Here is a 19331-nt window from a genome sequence, read left to right as displayed (position 1 = left end):
TGTATCGCTCCGGCGATCTCGCCCGCCGCCGCGCCGACGGCGAGATCGAATACCTGGGCCGCGCCGATCATCAGGTCAAGCTGCGCGGTTTCCGCATCGAGCTGGGCGAGATCGAAGCCGCGCTGTGCCGTCTGCCCGCCGTGCGCGAGGCTCTGGTCCTGTTGGACCGCCCCGCCGCCGGCGAACCCCGGCTGGTGGCCTATGCCGTCGGCGACGCCGAATCCGCCGCCCTGCGCGCCGCGCTGGCCGCCGAGCTGCCCGAACACATGCTGCCCGCCGTCATCGTGACGCTGGAGCGTTTCCCGCTGACCCACCACGGCAAGATCGATCGCGCCGCGCTGCCGGCCGCGCAGGCCGCCAGCGACGCGCCGCGCGTCGAACCCCGCTCCGACGCGGAACGCCGGCTCGCCCAAATCTGGGCCGACGTCCTCGCCGTGCCCGCGCCCGGCATCGACGACAATTTCTTCGCCCTCGGCGGAGACTCCATCCTCTCCCTGCAAGTGGTCGCCCGGGCGCGGGCGCAAGACCTGCCGCTGAGCCCACGCCAGCTGCTGCTGGAACCCACCATCCGCCAACTGGCCGCCGCGCTCGGCACGGCCGCGACCGAGGAGGAAGCCGCGGCCGCCGGCCCGCTGCCGGCCACGCCCATCCAGCGCTGGTTCGCCGGCCTGGGTCTGGTCGAGCCGCGGCACTGGAACCAAGCGCTGGCGCTGCAACTGGCCCGCCCCGTGGACGCAGTCCGGCTGCAAGCCGCGCTCAACGCCGTGGCCGCGCGCCACGACGCCTTCCGCCTGCGCTTCACGCCGGAGCCGGCGCTAAGCGAAGAGACCGGCGGCTGGCCTTGCCGCGAACTGGAACTAACAGACGACGGCGACGAAGCCGCCCGCGCGGCGCTGGAACAAGTCCAGCGCGAGCTGGACCCAAGCGCCGGCCCGCTGGCCCGCGCGCTCTTGCTGCGCCGCGGCCCACAAGAGCCGGTGCTGGCGCTGATCGTCCACCACCTGGCGGTGGACGCGGTGTCCTGGGGCATTCTGCTGGACGATCTGAACCAGGCGCTGGACGCGCTGGCGCGCGACGAAACGCCGCGACTCCCCGCCGTGCCAGCCCACTGGCGCCGCTGGGCGGAACAACAACGGGCCGAGGCCGCCGAGGCGGACCCCGCGCCTTGGCTCAGCCAGGCCGAGGCCGGCTTCCCCACGCTGCGCCGCGACGCCGCCGCCCCTGCGGCCAATACCGAAGCCGCCTCGCGGCTGCTCAGCCGCGAACTGGACGCGGCCTTGACCGGTCGCCTGCTGGCCGCCGGCGCCCGGGCAGCCGGCCAGCGCGTCAGCGCCCTGCTGCTGTTGGCGCTGTGGCGCGCGCTGGCGCCCCGGCTCGAAGCGCCGCGCTTCGCTGTGACGATGGAACACCATGGCCGCGACGCCGAATCCGGTCTGGACCTGTCCCGCACCGTGGGCTGGTTCACCGCGCTGTATCCGCTGAGCGTGGCCGGCGACGCCGCCACCGCCGGCGCGGCCGAACTCCTGGCTTCCATCACCGCGCAATTGTCGCGGCTAACGCCCGTCGCGCCGGAATACGGCCAGGCGCGCTGGCTGGGGCCGGACCTGGACGCGCGCCGGCAACTGGAGGCGGCCGGCCTGCCGGAAATCAGTTTCAACTACCTGGGCGCGCCGCGCGGCGTCGACAAGGCCTGGTTCCAACTGCGGCCCGAGTTGATTACCGGAGAACGCGCCGCCGACAACCTGCGCCCCTTCGCGCTGGATCTGGTGCTGGTCGTGCTGGACGGCAGGCTGCGCGTGGACTGGCGCTACCCCGGCGGCCAGTTCGAGCCGGCCACCGTCGCCGGCTGGGCCGACGCCTTCGCCCGCGAACTGGCGCTGGCGCTGGACGAGATCGAAGCCGCGCCGCTGCTGGCCGCCGATTACCCGCTGGCCCGTCTGGAACAGGCCGCCGTCGAGGAGCTGGCGCGCCGGACCGGCCCTTTCGACGATCTCTATCCGCTGTCCCCGCTGCAACAGGGCATGCTGTTCCACAGCGTGGCCGACGCCGCCGACGGCGCTTACTTGGAACAACTCAGCAGCGTGGTCAACGGCGCGCTGGACCCGGACGCCTTCGCCGAGGCCTGGCGCGCGATGCTGACGCGCCATCCGCTGCTGCGCTCCAGCTTCCACTGGCGGGGCCTGGCCCAGCCGCTGCAAGCGGCGATGCGCACTGCGCCGCTGCCGATCAGCCGGCTGGACTGGTCCGATCTGGCCGAGCCCGAAACCGCGCTGGCCGACTACCTGGCCGCAGACGCCGCGCGGCCCTTCGCCCTGGACGCCGCGCCGCTGATGCGGCTGGCGCTGATCCGGCTGGGCCAGGACCGCTGGCGCTGGATCTGGAGCTATCACCACCTGCTGCTGGACGGCTGGTCGCTGCCCTTGTTCTTCCGCGAGCTGCTGACCCTGTACCGCACGCTCAGCCGCGGCGAAACCCCGGCCCTGCCGCCGGCGCGGCCGTTCTCCGCCTATATCGGCTGGCTGGACCGCGCCGGCCGCCGCGCCCGCTCGAACGAAGGGTTCTGGCGTCGTTACTTTTCCGGGCTGGAACACCCCACCCTGCTCGCCGGCCCCGCCGACGGCGACGCCGACTTCGTCGAACGGGAAATCCGGCTGTCGCCGGAATGGAGCGCGCGCGCCGCCGCCGCGATGCAGGCTTGCTCCAGCACGCTGAACACCCTGTTCCAGGCCGCCTGGGCGCTGACCCTGGCGCGCAGCGGCCACGGCGAGGACATCGTCTTCGGCACCGCCTTGTCCGGCCGCAACGGCGATCTGCCCGGCATAGCCGAAATGATAGGGCTGTTCATCAACACCTTGCCGCTGCGGGTGCGGCTCAACCCCGCCGCCGACGCGCGCGCGCTGCTGGCCCAGGTACAGACCAATCAAGCCCGGGTGCAGGACTACGCCCACAACCGGCTGGTGGACGTCCAGCGCTGGGCCGGCCGCGACAACGCCCAGTTGTTCGACTCGCTGCTGGTCTTCGAGAACTACCCCGCCGACGCGCTGCTGCGCGACGAGGCCGCCGGCCTGGGCTTTGAAACTCCGCGCTTCAGCGAACACACCAATTATCCGCTGACGCTGGCCGTGATCCCCGGCGCGGCCTTGACCGTCAAGCTCACCTTCGACCGCAGCCGCGTCGCGGACGCCGCGGCCGAGGCATTGCTGCAAGGCTTGCTCGCCGTGGCGGAAGGCCTGGTCGCCGCACCGGACGCCGCCGTCGCCTCCATCGAGCTGCTGCCGGCGGAGGCGAGGCGGGCGCGGATAGCCGACGCCGCCCAGCCCCCGCTGGCCTCGCCGCAACTGGCGCAGCGCCTGTTCGAGCGCCAAGCCGCCGCCGCTCCGCGCGCGCCGGCGCTGCTGGACGAAAACGGCGCGCTTGATTACGCCGGGCTGGACGCCCGCGCCAACCAGTTGGCCCACCGGCTGCAAGCGCTGGGCGCCGGCCCGGAAACCGTGGTGGGCGTGCTGCTGCCGCGCGGCGCGGCCGCGGTGACCGCGCTGCTGGCCACGCTGAAGGCCGGCGCCGTCTATCTGCCGCTGGACCCGGCCTACCCTGCCGAGCGGCTGGACTACATGCTGGCAGACAGCCGCGCCGCCATCCTGCTCAGCGAAACCCGCCTGTTGCCGACGTTGAGCCGGCTGCCCGCCAGCCTGCTCTTGCTGGACGACGCCCCAGACGCTGCTGACGCCGCGCCGGACTCCGCCCCGCCCTGCGCCACCGGCGTCGACAACCTGGCCTACCTCATCTACACCTCCGGCTCCACCGGCTGGCCCAAGGGCGTGGGCGTCAGCCATCGCGGCGTCGCCAATCTCTGCCGCGCCCAATGCGAAGTGTTCCAGGTGGACGCCGGCAGCCGGGTCTATCAGTTCGCCCCGCTGAGCTTCGACGCCTCGGTGTCGGAAATCTTCATGGCGCTGGGCAGCGGCGCGGCCCTGTGCCTGCAGGAGGCCGACGCAGCGCAAGATCCGGCCGGCGCTCTGCGCCGCGCCGCGCAGCGCCACGGTCTGACCCACGCCACCCTGCCCCCGGCGCTGCTGGCGGCGTTGGATCAAGACGATCTGCCCGGCCTGCGCACCCTGATCGCCGCCGGCGAAGCCGCCGCGCCCGGCCTGCTGGCGCGCTGGGCCGCCGCCCGCCGCGTGGTCAACGCCTACGGCCCGACCGAAGCCACGGTCTGCGCCAGCATGCGGGTCTGCGACGCCGTGGAGCCGCTGCCGTCCATAGGCCGCGGCATGGCCGGCGTCCGCCTCTATCTGCTGGACCGCTGGGGCGCGCTAGTGCCGCCCGGCGTGCCCGGCGAGATCCACATCGGCGGCGAGGCGCTGGCGCGCGGCTATATCGGCCAGCCCGGCCGCACCGCCGCCAGCTTCGTGCCGGACGCCGTGTCCGGCCTGCCCGGCGCGCGGCTGTACCGCAGCGGCGACCTCGGCGAATACCTGCCCGACGGCGGCATCCGCTTCCTCGGCCGCGCTGGCGCCCAGGTCAAACACCGCGGCTACCGCATCGAACTGGACGGCGTCGCCGCCGCGCTCAGCGCTCATCCGGACGTGGACGAAGCGCTGGCGCTGATCCGCCTGGACGGCGAGCGCCGCCAACTGGTGGCCTACGCGCGGCTCAAGCCGGAAGCGGGCTTCGACGCCTCCGCGCTGCGAGAGCACCTGGCCGCCCGCCTGCCGGCCCACGAACTGCCGCAAGCCATCGTCGGCGTGCGGGAATGGCCGTTGACCCCCGCCGGCAAAATAGACCGCGCGGCGCTGCCGTCGCCGGAGGAGGCCGCGCCGGACTCGCCGGACGCGGACAAGACGCTGAACCCGGCCGAGGCCGCGCTGCTGGAGATCTGGCGCTTGGCGCTGGGGCGGAGCGGCATTGGCGTTCACGACAATTATTTCGCCGTCGGCGGCGACTCCATTCTGGCCCTGCAGATCGTCTCTCGCGCCAAGCAGGCCGGTTTCGACATCGAACCGCGCGCGCTGTTCGCCCATCCCACGGTGGCCGGACTGGCCGCCGTGGCCGGCGCCGCCGCGCGGCGGGCGCACATCGAGGAGCCGGAACAGGCCGAGGCGCCGCTGGCGCCTATCCAGCGCTGGTTCCTGCAACAAGACTGGCCCACGCCGCAGCACTGGAACCTCAGCCTGCGGCTGAGCCTGGACGCCGCCGCGGACCCCGCCGCCTTGCAGGCGGCGCTGACGGCCGTGGCCTTGCGGCACGACGCGCTGCGTCTGAGGCTGCGCCGCGCGCCCGACGGCGCTTGGAGCCAGCATTACGGGCCGCGCGCCGCGCCGCCGCTTGAAACGCTGACGCTGCGGGCGACGGAGCCCGCCGTCCGCGAGGCGGAGCTGCAAACCCGCTGCGCGCGGCTGCAGGCTTCCCTGGACCTGGAAAACGGCCCGCTGCTGCGCGCCGTGCTGATCGAGGCCGGGCCGGGCGGCCGCGCCGAGCTGTTGCTGATCGCCCATCACTGGGTAGTGGACGTGGTGTCCTGGCGCATTCTGCTGGACGACCTGGACCAGGCCTACGGCCAGGCCATGGACGGCGCCGAACCTTCGCTGCCTCCCGTGCCCGTCAGCTACCGGGCCTGGGCGCAATCTCTGGCCGACGACGCGCCCGCGCTGGCCGGCGAGTTCGACTACTGGCGACGCGCCGTCTCCCCGCTGACCGCGCCGCCGGGACTTGCCGCCGTCGGCCGCGTGGCGGAACGCCGCCGCGCGACGGTCAGCCTGGACGCCGACGCCAGCGCCGCGCTGCTGGAGGGCGGCGCCGAACGCTACCGCGCCCAGCCGCAGGAACTGCTGCTGGCGGCTCTGACCCTGGCCTGGCGCCGGCTGAGCGGCCTGCCCGCGCTCGCTCTGGACCTGGAAAACCACGGCCGCAACGCGGCGGCCGGCCCCGCGCCCGATCTGTCGCGCAGCGTGGGCTGGTTCACCTGCCTGCACCCGCTGCGCATAGAGCCGGCCGGCGACGGCTGGGAGCCGGCGGCCGCGGCGGCCAAGGCCGCGCTGCGCGGCGTGCCCGGCGGCGGCATCGGCTTCGGCGTGCTGCGCTATCTGGGCGATCCGGCCCAGGCCGCCGCTCTGGACCAGGCGCCGCCTCGGCCGCTCAGCTTCAACTACCTGGGCCGGCTGGACGACGCCGCCGACGGCGTGCTGCCGCGGCTGCGGGCGCGGCTGTCGACGCTAGAGGCCGGGCCGGCGCAAGACCCGCGCCAGCGGCTGCCGCACGCCATCGCCGTCAACACCCGCATAGAGAAGGGTCGCCTGCGGCTGGACTTCGACTACGCCGACGCCCACGAAACCCCGGCGCTGGCCGAACAGTGCCGGCTGGCGCTGGAAGAACTGGCCGCGCTCTGCCGCGCCGGCGGCCTGCCCGCCGTCGCCTACCACACCTCGGACTTCGCCGGCGTCGCGCTGGAGGAGAACGAATTGGCCGCCTTGCTGGACGACCTCACCGACATCGAATGAACATGACAAGCACACCGAACCTCAAAGACCAGATCCAGGACATCCTGCCCCTGAGCCCGCTGCAGCGCGGCGTCTTGTTCCACACCTTGTTCGCGCCCGGCTCCCCGGTCTATTTCGAACAATTGATCTGCCGGCTGGACGGCGCGGTGGATCCCGCCGCCATGGCCGACGCGCTGGAGCGGCTGGCCGAGCGCCACCCCATCCTGCGCACCGCCTTCGTCACCAAGGGCCAGGCCGAGCCCCGCCAAGTGGTGTTTCGCCACGCGCGGACGCCGCTGGACGTCCACGACTGGAGCCGGGACGATCCCGCCGAGCGCGAACGGCGGCTGGAAGCGCTGTTGGACGAAGACCGCCGCCGCGGCTTCCAACTGAACCGGCCGCCGCTGATGCGGCTGACCCTGCTGCGCTACGGGCAAGAGGAATGGAGGCTGATCTGGAGCCATCATCACATTCTGCTGGACGGCTGGTCGCTGCCCATCCTGATGCGCGATTACTTCGCCCTGCTGTCCGGCGCGGCGCTGCCCTCGGCGCCGCCGCCCTTCGCCGCCTACCTCAGCTGGCTGGGCCGCCAGGACCAGGACGCCGCCGCCAAGCGCTGGCGCTCCGCGCTGGGCGATCTGGCCGCGCCCACCCCGCTGGGCCTGGACCGGCCGGCGCTGCCGGGCGCGCTGGCCGGCGCCGACGTCGGCCAGATCGAGATGCGGCTGGACTACCGCGCCGACGGCGACCTCGCGGCCGCCGCCGAACGCTGCCGGGTCTCCCCGGGCAGCCTGCTGCTGGGCGCCTGGGCCATCCTGCTCAGCCGGTACAGCCGCCAGGACGACGTGGTCTTCGGCCTCACCCTGTCCGGCCGGGCCATTGATCTGCCCGGCGTGGACGGCATGGTGGGCCTCTTGATCAACTCCCTGCCGCTGCGCTTGCCGGTGCCGGCCGACGCCGCGTTGCCGCAATGGCTGGCCGAGGTGCAACGCCGTCAGTTGGAGCTGCAATCGCTGTCGCACAGCGATCTGGCCGAAGTGCAGCGCCACAGCGGCGTGCCGCGCGGTCAGCCGCTGTTCGAAACTCTGGTGGCGATAGACAACTTCCCGATAGGCGAGGCCCTGCCCTCGGACGGCTTGGGCTTCCGGATATCGGACGTCTCCCAGCGCGAGCGCACTCACTACCCGCTGACCCTGACCCTGGTGCCGGGCGCCGACGGACTGAGCTTGAAGCTGGGCTTCGACCGCGCTCGCGTGGACGATGCTCCGGCCGCGGCGCTGGCGGAGGGCTATCTGGAACTGCTGCGCCAGATCGCCGCGCGGCCGGACACCGCGCTGCGCGAGCTGGGCCTGGTCCGCCCCTCACCCGCCAAGCCGTCCGTGCCGGGCCCGCGCGGCGGGCCGGACACCCTGGCCGCCGCCTTCCTGGCCGCCGCCGAACGCTTTCCGGACCGCATCGCCGTCAGCGACGGCCCCGCGACGCTGAGCTACCGGCAACTGCGCGCCCAGGCCGCCGCCATTGCGGAACGGCTGCGTCAAGACGGCGTGCAGCCCGGCGTCAGGGTAGGCATTTGCCTGCCGCGCTCCGCCGGACAAATCGCCGCCATGCTGGGGGTGACGCTGGCCGGCGGCGTCTATCTGCCGCTGGATCCGGACTATCCGGCGGAGCGGCTGGCCTACCAACTGGCCGACAGCCAAGCGCTCCTCACGCTGACCGACGCCGAACTCAAGCCGCGATTGCCGGCGGAACACCGCTGCCTGTCGCTGGCGGAGATAGGCTGCGGCGCCAGGCCGGCGGCGCGGCCGCCCGCCGGCCTGGAAGCCGGGCACGGCGCTTACGTGATCTACACTTCCGGCTCCACCGGCCAGCCCAAGGGCGTGCTGGTTTCCCACCGCAACGTGCTGCGCTTGTTCTCCGCCAGCGCCCGCCACTTCGCCTTCGACGAAAGCGACGTCTGGAGCTATTTCCACTCCTTCGCCTTCGATTTCTCGGTATGGGAAATCTGGGGTGCGCTGCTGCATGGCGGCCGCTGCGTCGTGGTGCCGCGCGAGCTCAGCCGCGATCCGGCCGCCTTCGTCGAACTGCTGGGCCGCGAAGGCGTCACCGTGCTGAACCAGACCCCGTCGGCGTTCAAACTGGCGATAGCGGCCGAAGCCGCCGCGCCGCTGCCGCGGCCGTCCGCGCTGCGCTGGGTGATCTTCGGCGGCGAGGCGCTGGAACTGGCCAGTCTGGAGCCCTGGTTCCAACAACGCGGCGATCAACGTCCCGAGCTGGTCAATATGTACGGCATCACCGAAACCACCGTGCACGTCACCTTCCGCCGCATCCGCGCCGCCGATCTTGAGGCCGGCGGCGAACTCAGCCCGATAGGCGAGCCGCTGGACGACCTGAGCCTGGAACTGGCCGACCCCTGCGGCCACCCCGTTCCCCTGGGCGCGCCCGGCGAAATCCTGGTCGGCGGCGCCGGCGTCAGCCTCGGCTATCTGAACCGCCCGCAACTCAACGCCGAACGCTTTCCCGGCGTCGGCGCGGAACGGCGCTACCGTTCCGGCGACCTGGCGCGGCGAACCGCCGACGGCGAGCTGCTCTACTGCGGCCGCATCGACCATCAAGTGAAGATTCGCGGCTTCCGCATCGAGCTGGGCGAAGTGCGCGCGGCGCTGCTGAGCCATCCGGCGGTGCGCGATGTCCATCTCGTCGCCGCCGACAACCAACTCATCGCCTATCTGCTCGCCGACGACCCCGCCGCGGCCGGCGCCGAAACCCTGCGCCGCCATCTGGCCGCGCGCTTGCCGGCGCATATGATTCCGGCGGTCTTCATCGCGTTGACCGAGTTTCCGCTCACCCTCAACGGCAAGGTTGACGCGCGCGCGCTGCCCTCGCCGCAAGGCGCGCGTTCGGCGCTGGACACGCCCTATGTCGAAGCGGCCACCCCCAGACAAAAGCTGCTGGCGGAGATCTGGCGCCAGGTGCTGGACCTGCCGCGCGTCGGCATCCGAGACAACTATTTCACGCTGGGCGGAGATTCCATCCGCAGCGTGCGCATCGCCGGGCTGGCCAAGGAACGCGGCTGCCCGTTGAGCATCCAGGACATTTTCCGCCACGGCACCATCGAAGCCATCGTCGAAGCGATAGGCGAAGCCGAAAGCACGGCCGCGCCGGACGCGGCACTGCCGCCGTTCGCGCTGATAGACGCCGCGGACCGCGCGCGGCTGCCGCCCGAGGTGGAAGACGCGCTGCCCCTGGCCAGACTGCAGGCCGGCATGCTCTTCCACAATGAATACGACGACGGCCGCAACCTGTACCACGACGTGTTCTCCCATCGGCTGCGCGTCGATATCGACCCGGAGCGCCTGCGCCGGGCGCTGGCGGAGCTGAGCCGCGAACACCCGCTGCTGCGCACCGGCTTCGCGCTGGCCGGCTACTCCCAGCCGCTGCAACTGGTTTGGCGCGACCTGACGCCCAGCCTGGACATCGACGACCTGCGCGGCCTTTCTCCTCAGCAACGGGACGATGCCGTCGCCAGCCAGCTGAGACAGCTAAGCGAACAGCGCTTCGCGCCGGAACGGCCGCCGCTGCTGCGCGTCGGCTGCCTGCGGCTGGCCGAGGACGAGTGGCAGCTAACGCTGGCTTTCCACCACGCCATCCTGGACGGCTGGAGCGTAGCCACCTTGTGCGCGGCCTTGTTCAAAAAGATGCGCGACCAGGGCGGCCCCGCGCGGGCGCCGCGCGCGGCCTTCCGAGAATTCGTCGCCGCCGAACGCGCGGCGCTGGCCGATCCGGCGCAACGAGACTACTGGCGCGCGCAACTGAAAGGCCTGCCGTCCGCCGCCATCCCGCGCTGGCCTCAACGCGCCGCGCCGACGGGCAAGGCCAGGGTGGGCTCGCGGGAAACGCGCTTGCCAAGCGCCACCGCCGCGGCGCTGATCCGGCTGGCCGCGGACAGCGGCATGCCGCTGAAAACCCTGCTGCTGGCCGTGCACGCCCGCGTGCTGGCCTGCTTGTGCGGCCAGGACGAAATCGTCACCGGCCTGGTCAGCAACGGCCGGCCGGCGGACGCCGACGGCGCCGAAGCCTTGGGCCTCTTCCTCAACACCCTGCCGCTGCGCGTCCGCGTTGGCGGCAGTTGGCGCGCGCTGCTGGCGGAAACCATGACGGCGGAGGGAAACAGCCTGCCCCGCCGCTTCTTCCCGCTGGCGGAAATCCTCAAACTGGACGAGGCCGCCCGCTTCGACGCCTCGTTCAACTATGTGGATTTCCACGTCTACCGCGAACTGAGCGAGAGCGGCGGCCTGGAGGTGCTGGACAGCAGCCGCCTGGAAGCGGTGGACATCCCGCTGGCCGTCACCTTCAGCGCCAGCCGCGCCGAGGGCGCCGTCACCCTGGGCTTTTCCTACGACCGCGCCGCCTTCCCCGACGAGCAGGTGGCCGCCATCGGCAGGCTCTACCTGGCCGCCGCCGCCGCGCTGGCGCGAGACCCCGACGCCCTCTGCCTGGACGCCGCGCTGACGGAGACCGCTGTCGAGCCGCTACGCGGACCGTCCGCCGGTCTCGCGGCCTTCTCGGTGCCGCAGGCGGTCGCCGCCATCGCGCGGCGGCAACCGGACGCGCCCGCCGTCGCCGGAAACGGCGAGGCGCTGAGCTACGCCCTGCTGGACGGCCAGGCCAACCGGCTGGCGCGCCGGCTGTTGGCGCATGGCGTTGGCCCGGACGCGGTGGTGGCGCTGGACTTGCCGCGCTCGCCCGAACTGGTGGTGGCGATGCTGGCGACCTTGAAGGCCGGCGCCGCCTATCTGCCGCTGGACCGAGGCCAGCCCGAGGCACGCCGCCGCGAAATCCTGCGGGAGGCCGCCCCGACGCTGCTGCTCAGCCTGAACCCCGCCGCTTACGCGCCGCCCGGCTGCGCCGTCTTGCAGGCGAACCTGGCCGACGATCTGAACGACGAAGACGCGGCGGCCCCCGCCGCTCCCGTCCATGGCGACGCGCTGGCCTACCTGCTGTTCACCTCCGGCTCCAGCGGCCGCCCCAAAGGCGTCGCCGTCGGCCGCGCCGCGCTGGACAACCACATGGCCTGGATGAACCGCCGCTACCCGCTGGACGCGGACGACGCGGTGCTGCAGAAAACCCCGGTGGGTTTCGACGCCTCGGTCTGGGAGTTCTGGGCGCCGCTGACCCAGGGCGCGCGGCTGCTGCTGGCGGCGGAGGACGGACACCGCGACCCGGACTACCTGATCCGCGCCGTGCGCGAACAAGGCGTCACCGTGCTGCAGTTGGTGCCCAGCCTGCTGGCCGTGCTGCTGTCGATGCCGGACTTCGCCGGCTGCCGCGCGCTGCGCCGGGTCTTCGTCGGCGGCGAAGCGCTGCCGGCCGCCACCCTGGCCCGCTTCCACGCCGCGCTGGACATCCCGCTGGTCAACCTCTACGGCCCCACCGAAACCGCCATCGACGCCTCCAGCGCGGAATACCTGCGCTCGGACCCGCCCGCGGCCGCCATCGGCATCGGCCACCCCATAGACGGCGCCGTCTTCCATGTGCTGGACGCCCGCCTCAATCCGGTGCCCCCCGGCGTGCGCGGCGAACTGTACATCGCCGGCTGCGGCCTGGCCCGCGGTTATCTGGGCCAGCCGGCGCAGACCGCGCGGCGCTTTATCCCGGACCCGCTGTCGCCGCTGCCCGGCGGCCGCATGTACCGCAGCGGCGATATCGTGCGCCTGCTGCCGGACGGCGTGCTGGAATACCTGGGCCGCGCCGACGGCCAAGTCAAACTGCGCGGCCAGCGCGTGGAACTGGAAGAGATCGAAGCCGGCCTCGCCGCCTGCCCCGGCGTGCGCCAAGCCGCCGCCGCGCTCTACCGCGACCGCTCCGGCGCGGACAAGCTGGCCGGTTACGTAGGGCTGACGCCGGAGGCCGAGGCCGGCGACTGGCGAGCCGCCATCCTGGCGGCGCTACGCCTGCGTCTGCCGGAATACATGCTGCCCGCGCAATTGATCGCGCTGCGGCAATGGCCGGTCGGCGCCAACGGCAAAACCGACCGCGCCGCGCTGCCCGCGCCGCAGGCGGACGCGGCGGCCCCAATGCGCAGCCGCGCGCCCAATACCCCTGAGGAACAGGCTTTGGCCGCGATCTGGCGGCAAACGCTGGGCCGCGAAGACATCGGCGCCGACGACAACTTCTTCCAATTGGGCGGGGACTCCATCCTAGGCCTGCAAATCGTGGCTCAGGCCCGTCAGGCCGGCCTGACGCTGGCCGCGCGCGACATCTTCAGCCACCCCACCATCGCAGAGCTGGCCGCCCAAGCGCGCCCGGCGCGGCAGGAAGCCAAGCTGGAGGACATTCCGCCAGGCGCTCCGCTTCCGCTGACGCCGGCCCAACGCTGGTTCTTCGAACGCGTCGACACCCTGCCGCGTCCCGGCCACTGGAACCAGGCGCTGCTGCTGAGCGTGGCCGCCGGCATTTCCGCTCCGACGCTGCGCAGCGCCCTGCTGCGGCTGGAACAGAGCCACGACGCCTTCCGCCTGCGCTTCTCCGCCGGTGCCGACGGCTGGCGCCAACACTACGCGCCGCGCGAGGCCTTGCGCGAAGAAGACTGGCTGGAACGCGTCGATCTGAGCGCGCTGCCCGCCGCTGAACGCGCCGCCGCCATCGAGGCCCGCGCCGAAGCGGCGCAGCGCGAGCTGGATCTGGAACGCGGGCCGCTATTGCGAGCCGTGCACTTCGATTGCGGCGACGGCGAAGCCGGCCGGCTGCTGCTGGTCATCCATCATTTGATTGTGGACGGCGTGTCCTGGCGCGTGCTGCTGCAAGATCTCGCCGGCCTGCTTGCCGGCGTCACCCCCATGCCGGCGAATGTCGGCTTCGGCCATTGGGCTCTGCGCCCGTTCGAGCCCTCCGCCGAAGAACGCGCTTACTGGCTAGACCAGGCGCGGCTGGCCGCCGACGCGGTCCGCATCCCGCTGACGGCGGAGGCGGCACGCGACAACCGCTACGGGATGACCGACACCGTGGAGCTGTCGCTAGACAGCGGCGATACCGCCGCCCTGCTCCGCGGCGGAGCACTGCGCGCCAGCGCCGAGGAAATGCTGCTGACGGCGGCGCTGGGCGCGCTGCGCGATTGGCTGGACGCCGACACGCTGGTCCTCACCATGGAAGGACACGGCCGAGACGACGAGGCCCTGGACCTCTCCCGCACCGTGGGCTGGTTCACCGCCATGTATCCGCTGACCGTGACTAGCCTGGCCGAGGCTTCGCCTCCGCGGCTGCTGCGCCGGGTCAAGCAGGCCTTGCGCGCGGTGCCGGCCGGCGGCGCCGGCTACGGCGCGCTGCGTCAGGCGGCCGACGCCCGTGCGCTGGCCGCCATGCCGGAACCGCAAATCGCCTTCAACTACCTGGGCCAGTTCGACGCCAGCCTACCGGCCGACGGCGCGCTGGCGCCTGCTCCGGAATCCGTGGGCGCGATGGAAGACCCGGATGGCTTGCGCCCCCGGCTGATCGACATCGTGGCCCTAGTCAGCGACGGCAAATTGTCCCTGCGCTGGAACTACGGCCGCGCCACGCTGCCGCGCGCGACGGTGGAGGCCCTCGCCCGGCAAATGCGGCAGCGGCTGCTCGCGCTGCTGAGCCTGGACGCGGACGCCGCGGCAGCGGCGCTGACGCCGGACGACTTCCCGCTGGCCGCGCTGGATGAGGCCAGCCTGCCCGCGGCGCTGGGCGAGCGCGGCGACATCGTCGACCTGTGGTCGCTGACGCCGGTGCAGGAAGGCATGCTGTTCCACTCGCGAATGGAAGCCTCTTCCGGCCCCGCCGGCGTCTACATAGAACAAGTGGTCGCCGAACTGGACGGCGCGGTGGACCCGGTCTTGCTGCGCCAAGCCTGGGAGCAGGTGCTGGCCCGGCACGACGCGCTGCGCGTCAGCTTCGCCTGGGAAGGCTTGGCCGCGCCGCTGCAACGGGTCCATCGCGCGCCCGCGCTGCCGTTCTCCGTCTGCGAAACGCCGGACGAGACCGCGCTGGAACGCTATCTGGCCGACGACCGCGCCGCCGGCTTCGCGCTGGACGCCCCGCCCTTGATGCGCCTGGCGCTGCTGACCCGGAACGGCGCGCCTTGGCGGCTGGTCTGGACCCATCACCACGCGCTGCTGGACGGCTGGTCGATGGCCGTCGTCTTCGACGAGGCCCTGGCCCTGTACCGCGGGCTGAGCCAAGGCCAGAGCGCGGCGCTGCCGCCGGCGCCCTCGTTCGGGCGCTTCATCAAATGGCTGCGCGCTCACAGCGACAGCCAAGCCCAGGAAGACTTCTGGCGCGACTACTTCAGCGGCTACGCCGCCGCGGCCGATCTGGCCTTGCTGCCGGCCGGCGGCCCGCCCCAGCCGCGCGCCCATTCGCTGCGGCTGGACTCCGCGCTGACCGCCGGGCTGCGGCGGACGGCGCGAGAGCGCAAAGTCACGCTCAACACCTTGTTCCAGGGCGCGCTGGCGGTGGCTCTGTCCCGCGTCGGCCGCTGCGACGACCTGGTGTTCGGCGTCACCATGGCCGGCCGGCCCGAATCGCTCCCCGGCTGCGACGCCGCCGTCGGCCTGTTCATCTCCACCCTGCCCTTGCGCGCCGACTGCTCGGCCGCTCAAGCGGTGGACGATTTTCTCCACCGGCTGCAGAACGCCCAGAGCTGTCTGGGTCCCTTCGAGTCCAGCGCCTTGGTGGACATTCAGCGCTGGAGCGGCCTGTCCGCGCGCCAGGCGCTGTTCGACGTGGTGCTGGTCTATGAGAACTACCCGATTCGCGCCTCGGTCGGCGACGCCGCCCAAGCGCTGCGCGTGGGCGCGGCCTCCGCGCGCGAACAGTCCAACTATCCGCTGACCCTCTACGTCAAACCGGACGACGACGCCATTGAGCTGGACGGCGTATTCGACGCCGGCCGCATCGAACCGGAACGCGTCGCGGCGCTGCTGGAAGCGCTGCCGCGGCTGCTGAGGCAGATCGCCGGCGGCGCGGGCCGCGTAGGCGAGCTGCGTCTGGCCGAACCGACGCCTCCGGCCGCCTTCCCGCCGCCGGAGCGCGGCGACAATGTGCTAGCCATGTTGACCGCCGCCGCGCGGCTCAACCCGGACAAGATCGCGGTCGCCGCCGAGGACGGCGAGCTGAGCTACCGCCAACTGGTGAACGGCGCGCGCGCGCTGGCGCGCCGGTTGGCGGAGCGCGGCGTCGCTCCCGGCGACACCGTGGCGCTGGCCTTGCCGCCGGACGGACGCGCGCTGACCGCCCTGCTGGGCACGCTGTGGGCCGGCGCGCAATACCTGCCGCTGGACCCGGCGCTGCCGCCGCTGCGGCGCGACGCCATCCTGGAAGACGCCCGCCCCGGCCTGGTCCTCGTCGACGGCGAGCAGACCGGCTGGCCCGCGTCCGCCAAACTGCTGACGCTGCCGACGCCTCTGCCGCAAGCCGACGGCGACGACGCTCCCTTGCCCGGCGACGCGCTCCACCCGGAAGCGCCGGCCTACACCCTGTTCACCTCCGGCAGCACCGGCCGGCCCAAGGGCGTGCAGATCGCCCATCGCTCGCTGGCCAACATCCTGCGGCATTTCAGCGCCGAACCCGGCTTCGGCACGGACGACGTGTTGCTGTCGGTCACCACCTGGTCCTTCGACATCGCGGCGCTGGAACTGCTGTTGCCCCTGGTTCGCGGCGGCACGGTCGCCATCGCGCCGGCTTCGGCCAGCGGCGACGGCCCGGCGCTGGCCGCCGAGGCCTCGCGCCGCGGCGCCGGCGTGATCCAGGCCACGCCGGCCAGCTGGCGCATGCTGCTGGAAGCCGGCTGGAAGCCCGCGCCCGGGCTGCGCGCCTGGTGCGGCGGCGAAGCGCTGCCCGCCGACCTGGCCCGCGAGCTGCTGGACGCCGGCGCCGCGCTGTGGAACGTCTACGGCCCCACGGAAACCACCATCTGGTCCGCCCTGCACCGGGTCGACGGCGCGGAACTGCCGCCGCCGGCCGGCCACGCCATCCGCCGTACCACGCTGTGGGCGGCCGACCACCACGGCCAGCCGCTGCCGCCGCAACTGGCGGGCGAACTGCAGATCGGCGGAGACGGCCTGGCTTTGGGCTATCTGGGCGCGCCGGCGCAAACCGCCGCCCGTTTCCGCCCCGACCCGCTGGCCGGCCGGCCCGGCGCCCGCGTCTATCGCAGCGGCGACCTAGCCTGCCTGCGGCCGGACGGCAGCGTCCGCGTGCTGGGCCGGCTGGACGGCCAAGCCAAGCTCAACGGCTTCCGGCTGGAGCTGGAGGAAGTGGAAACCAGGCTGCGCGAACTGCCCGGCGTGCGCCAGGCGGCGGCGGCCATCCGTCGCGACCCGCAAGGCCACGCGCGGCTGGTGGCCTACCTGGTGCCGGACGGCGGCGGCACCTGGCGCGCCGGCGACGAAGCCGACCCGACTGCCTTGCAGCGGGTCCGCGCCCAGCTGTCCTCCGCGCTGCCCGGCTATATGCTGCCCAGCCGCTTTGTCACCCTGGAACAGTTGCCGCTGACCGCCAACCGCAAGCTGGACCGCAAGGCCCTGCCCGAACCGGCCGCCAGCGCGCCGACTCGCGCCGGCAGCGCCCCCCAGGGCGCGCTGGAGCAAGCGGTGTGCGCATTGTGGGAAGAAGTGTTCGAACGCGCCGGCATCGCCGCCGACGACGACTTCTTCGAACTGGGCGGCCATTCGCTGCTGGCCACCCGCATCCAGGTGCGCGTCAACAAAATATTCCGGCAGACGCTGCCGCTGCGCGCCACCTTCCACGCCCAAACCCCGCGCGCCCTGGCCGCGCTGCTGGCGGAGCGCGAGTCCGCGCCCGGCCTGGCCGCCAAGATCGCCGCCGTCTACCTGAAGCTGCGCGGCATGTCCGACGCCGAGCGCGACGCGCTGCGCCGGGCCGCCGCTCAACCCTCCACCATGGAAACCGCAGAATGAAACTGGAACACATCAACGCCATCGTCAGCGGCGCCGCCAGCGGCATCGGCCGCGCCTTCGCTCTGGAGCTGGCCCGCGCCGGCGCTCGGGTCCACGCCGCGGATCTGGACGCCGCCGGCCTGCGCCGGCTGGAAGAAGACGCCGCCGGCTTGCCCGGCTCGGTGCGCGGCTCGGTGCTGGACGTGAGCCAGGAGGCCGCGGTCCGCGCTTTTCTGAAAACCGCGTCGGAAGAGGCGGAACCGGCCAATCTGCTGGTCAACAACGCCGGCATCCTGCGCGACGGCTGGCTGGTGAGGCTGGACGTGGAAGGCTTCGTCCGCAAGCTGCCCACCGCGCAATGGCGGGCGGTGCTGGAAACCAACCTGACCGCGCCTTATCTGCTGAGCCGCGAGTTCGCCGCCGCTCGCGTGGAGTCCGGCCTCAAAACGCCGGGCCTGATCGTCAACGTCTCCTCGGTCACCAGCGCCGGCAATCCCGGCCAGTCCAACTACGCGGCGTCCAAGGCCGGCCTGGACGCGCTCACCCGGACCTGGGCGCTGGAGCTGGCGCCCTTCGGCATTCGCGTGGCCGGCATCGCCCCGGGCCTGACCGACACCCCGATGGCCGCCGGCCTGGCGCCGGCCACCCGTGAGGAACTGATCGCCCAGGTGCCGCTGCGGCGCATGGCCGAGCCGGCCGAAATCTGGCAGGGGCTGAAATTCATCATCGAATGCGACTACTTCAACGGCCGCATCATCGCGATCGACGGCGGAGCCACCTTCTCGTGAACCCGACACTCGCCACCCCGGCCGCGGACATTCCGCGCCGCATCCATCAGATCTGGTATCAAGGCGCCGCCGCGCTGCCGGACAAATATCGCCGCTACCGCGACACCTGGATGCGGCGGCATCCAGACTGGGAGTTCGTGTTCTGGGACGCTCCCCGGATGCAGGCGCTGGTTGACGAACACTACCCTTGGTTCGCCGCGCGCTACGCCAGCTTCGAGCGCGACATCCAACGCATAGACGCCGCGCGCTACCTGTTCCTGGCGCTGCACGGCGGCTTCTACATTGACATGGACATCGAAAACCTGCGGCCCATAGACCCGCTGCTGCCTGGAAGGCGGCTCATCTTGTCGCGCACCCACGGTTTCAACAACGCGCTGATAGGCAGCGCGCCCGGCCACCCATTGTGGAACACGGTGCTGGACCGGCTGGCGGCCGGCCAGTCCGCGCCGCTGGACCCGGCCATGCCGGCCAGGCTGCGCGAATCGCCGGCGATGCGCACCGCCGTCACCGTGGGCCCGCGCTTCTTCACCTGGTGCGCGCAGCAAAGCGGCTGTCTGGACGACCCGGCCACGCTGTGTTGCCCCGGCTATTACTTCGAACCCGGCTCGCCCACGCCGGACGGCAGCTCCTGGCCGCCGGCCAACGACCCCGACGGCGGCTATGCCCGTCACCACATGGACCTTAACTGGCTGGGCCTTCGCCACCGGCTGTTGTCCCGGCTGAACCGGCTGCTGTTGCCCTGGCTGACGCGGCGGCTGCCTTTGCAATGAAAAAGTCGCCGCAATGCGGCGACTTCAAAAACAACACATAACAACCATTAATTAGCGGAAGGGGAAGCCGTTTGATTTTCCTGCATGAATTGTCTCAGGCTCAACGGACGCATATCCGTCCAATTCTTTTCAATATAGTCCAGACACTCCTGTTCTCCTCCGCTGACGCCAAGAGAACGCCAGCCCGCGGGGATTTCACGATATTCCGGCCATATCGAATATTGCTCCTCATGATTCATCACCACGATGTATTTGGTTTCATTCATTGCGTCCTGCGTCATAAGCACCTCCATGCCGTCGCTAGAAAATTAAGACAGTTCCAAACAAATAATTTATTCAACCAAAACATTGCTAATTGGAATTGTTTAAATCGGAGAA

Annotated in this window: 5 protein-coding genes; 4 read left to right on the top strand and 1 reads right to left on the bottom strand. The window is 71.9% G+C overall.

Features of this window, described 5'->3' with window-relative positions; translation table 11 throughout:
* The 4 genes from hmlB to BR71_RS13305 form a co-directional block, all read left to right on the top strand.
* On the top strand, nucleotides 1-6497 hold a 6497-nt coding region (gene hmlB, locus BR71_RS13320; RefSeq protein WP_043638064.1), incomplete at its 5' end, for a jagaricin-like haemolysin non-ribosomal peptide synthetase HmlB.
* The gene (gene hmlC, locus BR71_RS13315; protein WP_081862654.1) at nucleotides 6494-17416 is read left to right on the top strand and encodes a jagaricin-like haemolysin non-ribosomal peptide synthetase HmlC; all 10923 of its coding nucleotides are present in this window, start codon (nucleotides 6494-6496) and stop codon (nucleotides 17414-17416) included. The genes hmlB and hmlC, both read left to right, overlap by 4 nt.
* Nucleotides 17413-18183: an SDR family oxidoreductase HmlD gene (hmlD, locus tag BR71_RS13310; protein ID WP_043638061.1), complete on the top strand. Its 771-nt coding sequence runs from the start codon at nucleotides 17413-17415 to the stop codon at nucleotides 18181-18183. Before hmlC ends, hmlD begins: the two co-directional genes overlap by 4 nt.
* The gene (locus BR71_RS13305; RefSeq protein WP_019102903.1) at nucleotides 18180-18953 is read left to right on the top strand and encodes a glycosyltransferase family 32 protein; all 774 of its coding nucleotides are present in this window, start codon (nucleotides 18180-18182) and stop codon (nucleotides 18951-18953) included. The genes hmlD and BR71_RS13305 overlap by 4 nt, the downstream gene beginning before the upstream one ends.
* Before the next feature lie 47 nt (nucleotides 18954-19000).
* On the opposite strand, the gene BR71_RS13300 is transcribed toward BR71_RS13305, so the two are convergent.
* Nucleotides 19001-19234, bottom strand: a complete 234-nt coding sequence (locus BR71_RS13300; protein WP_043594131.1) for an MbtH family protein — start codon at nucleotides 19232-19234, stop codon at nucleotides 19001-19003.
* Nucleotides 19235-19331: the final 97 nt, after the last annotated feature.

The sequence above is a fragment of the Chromobacterium haemolyticum DSM 19808 genome, assembly GCF_000711885.1.
GTDB lineage: Bacteria > Pseudomonadota > Gammaproteobacteria > Burkholderiales > Chromobacteriaceae > Chromobacterium > Chromobacterium haemolyticum.
The sequence above is the reverse complement of the archived record's forward strand: the minus strand, read 5'-3'. Positions and strand labels throughout refer to the sequence as shown.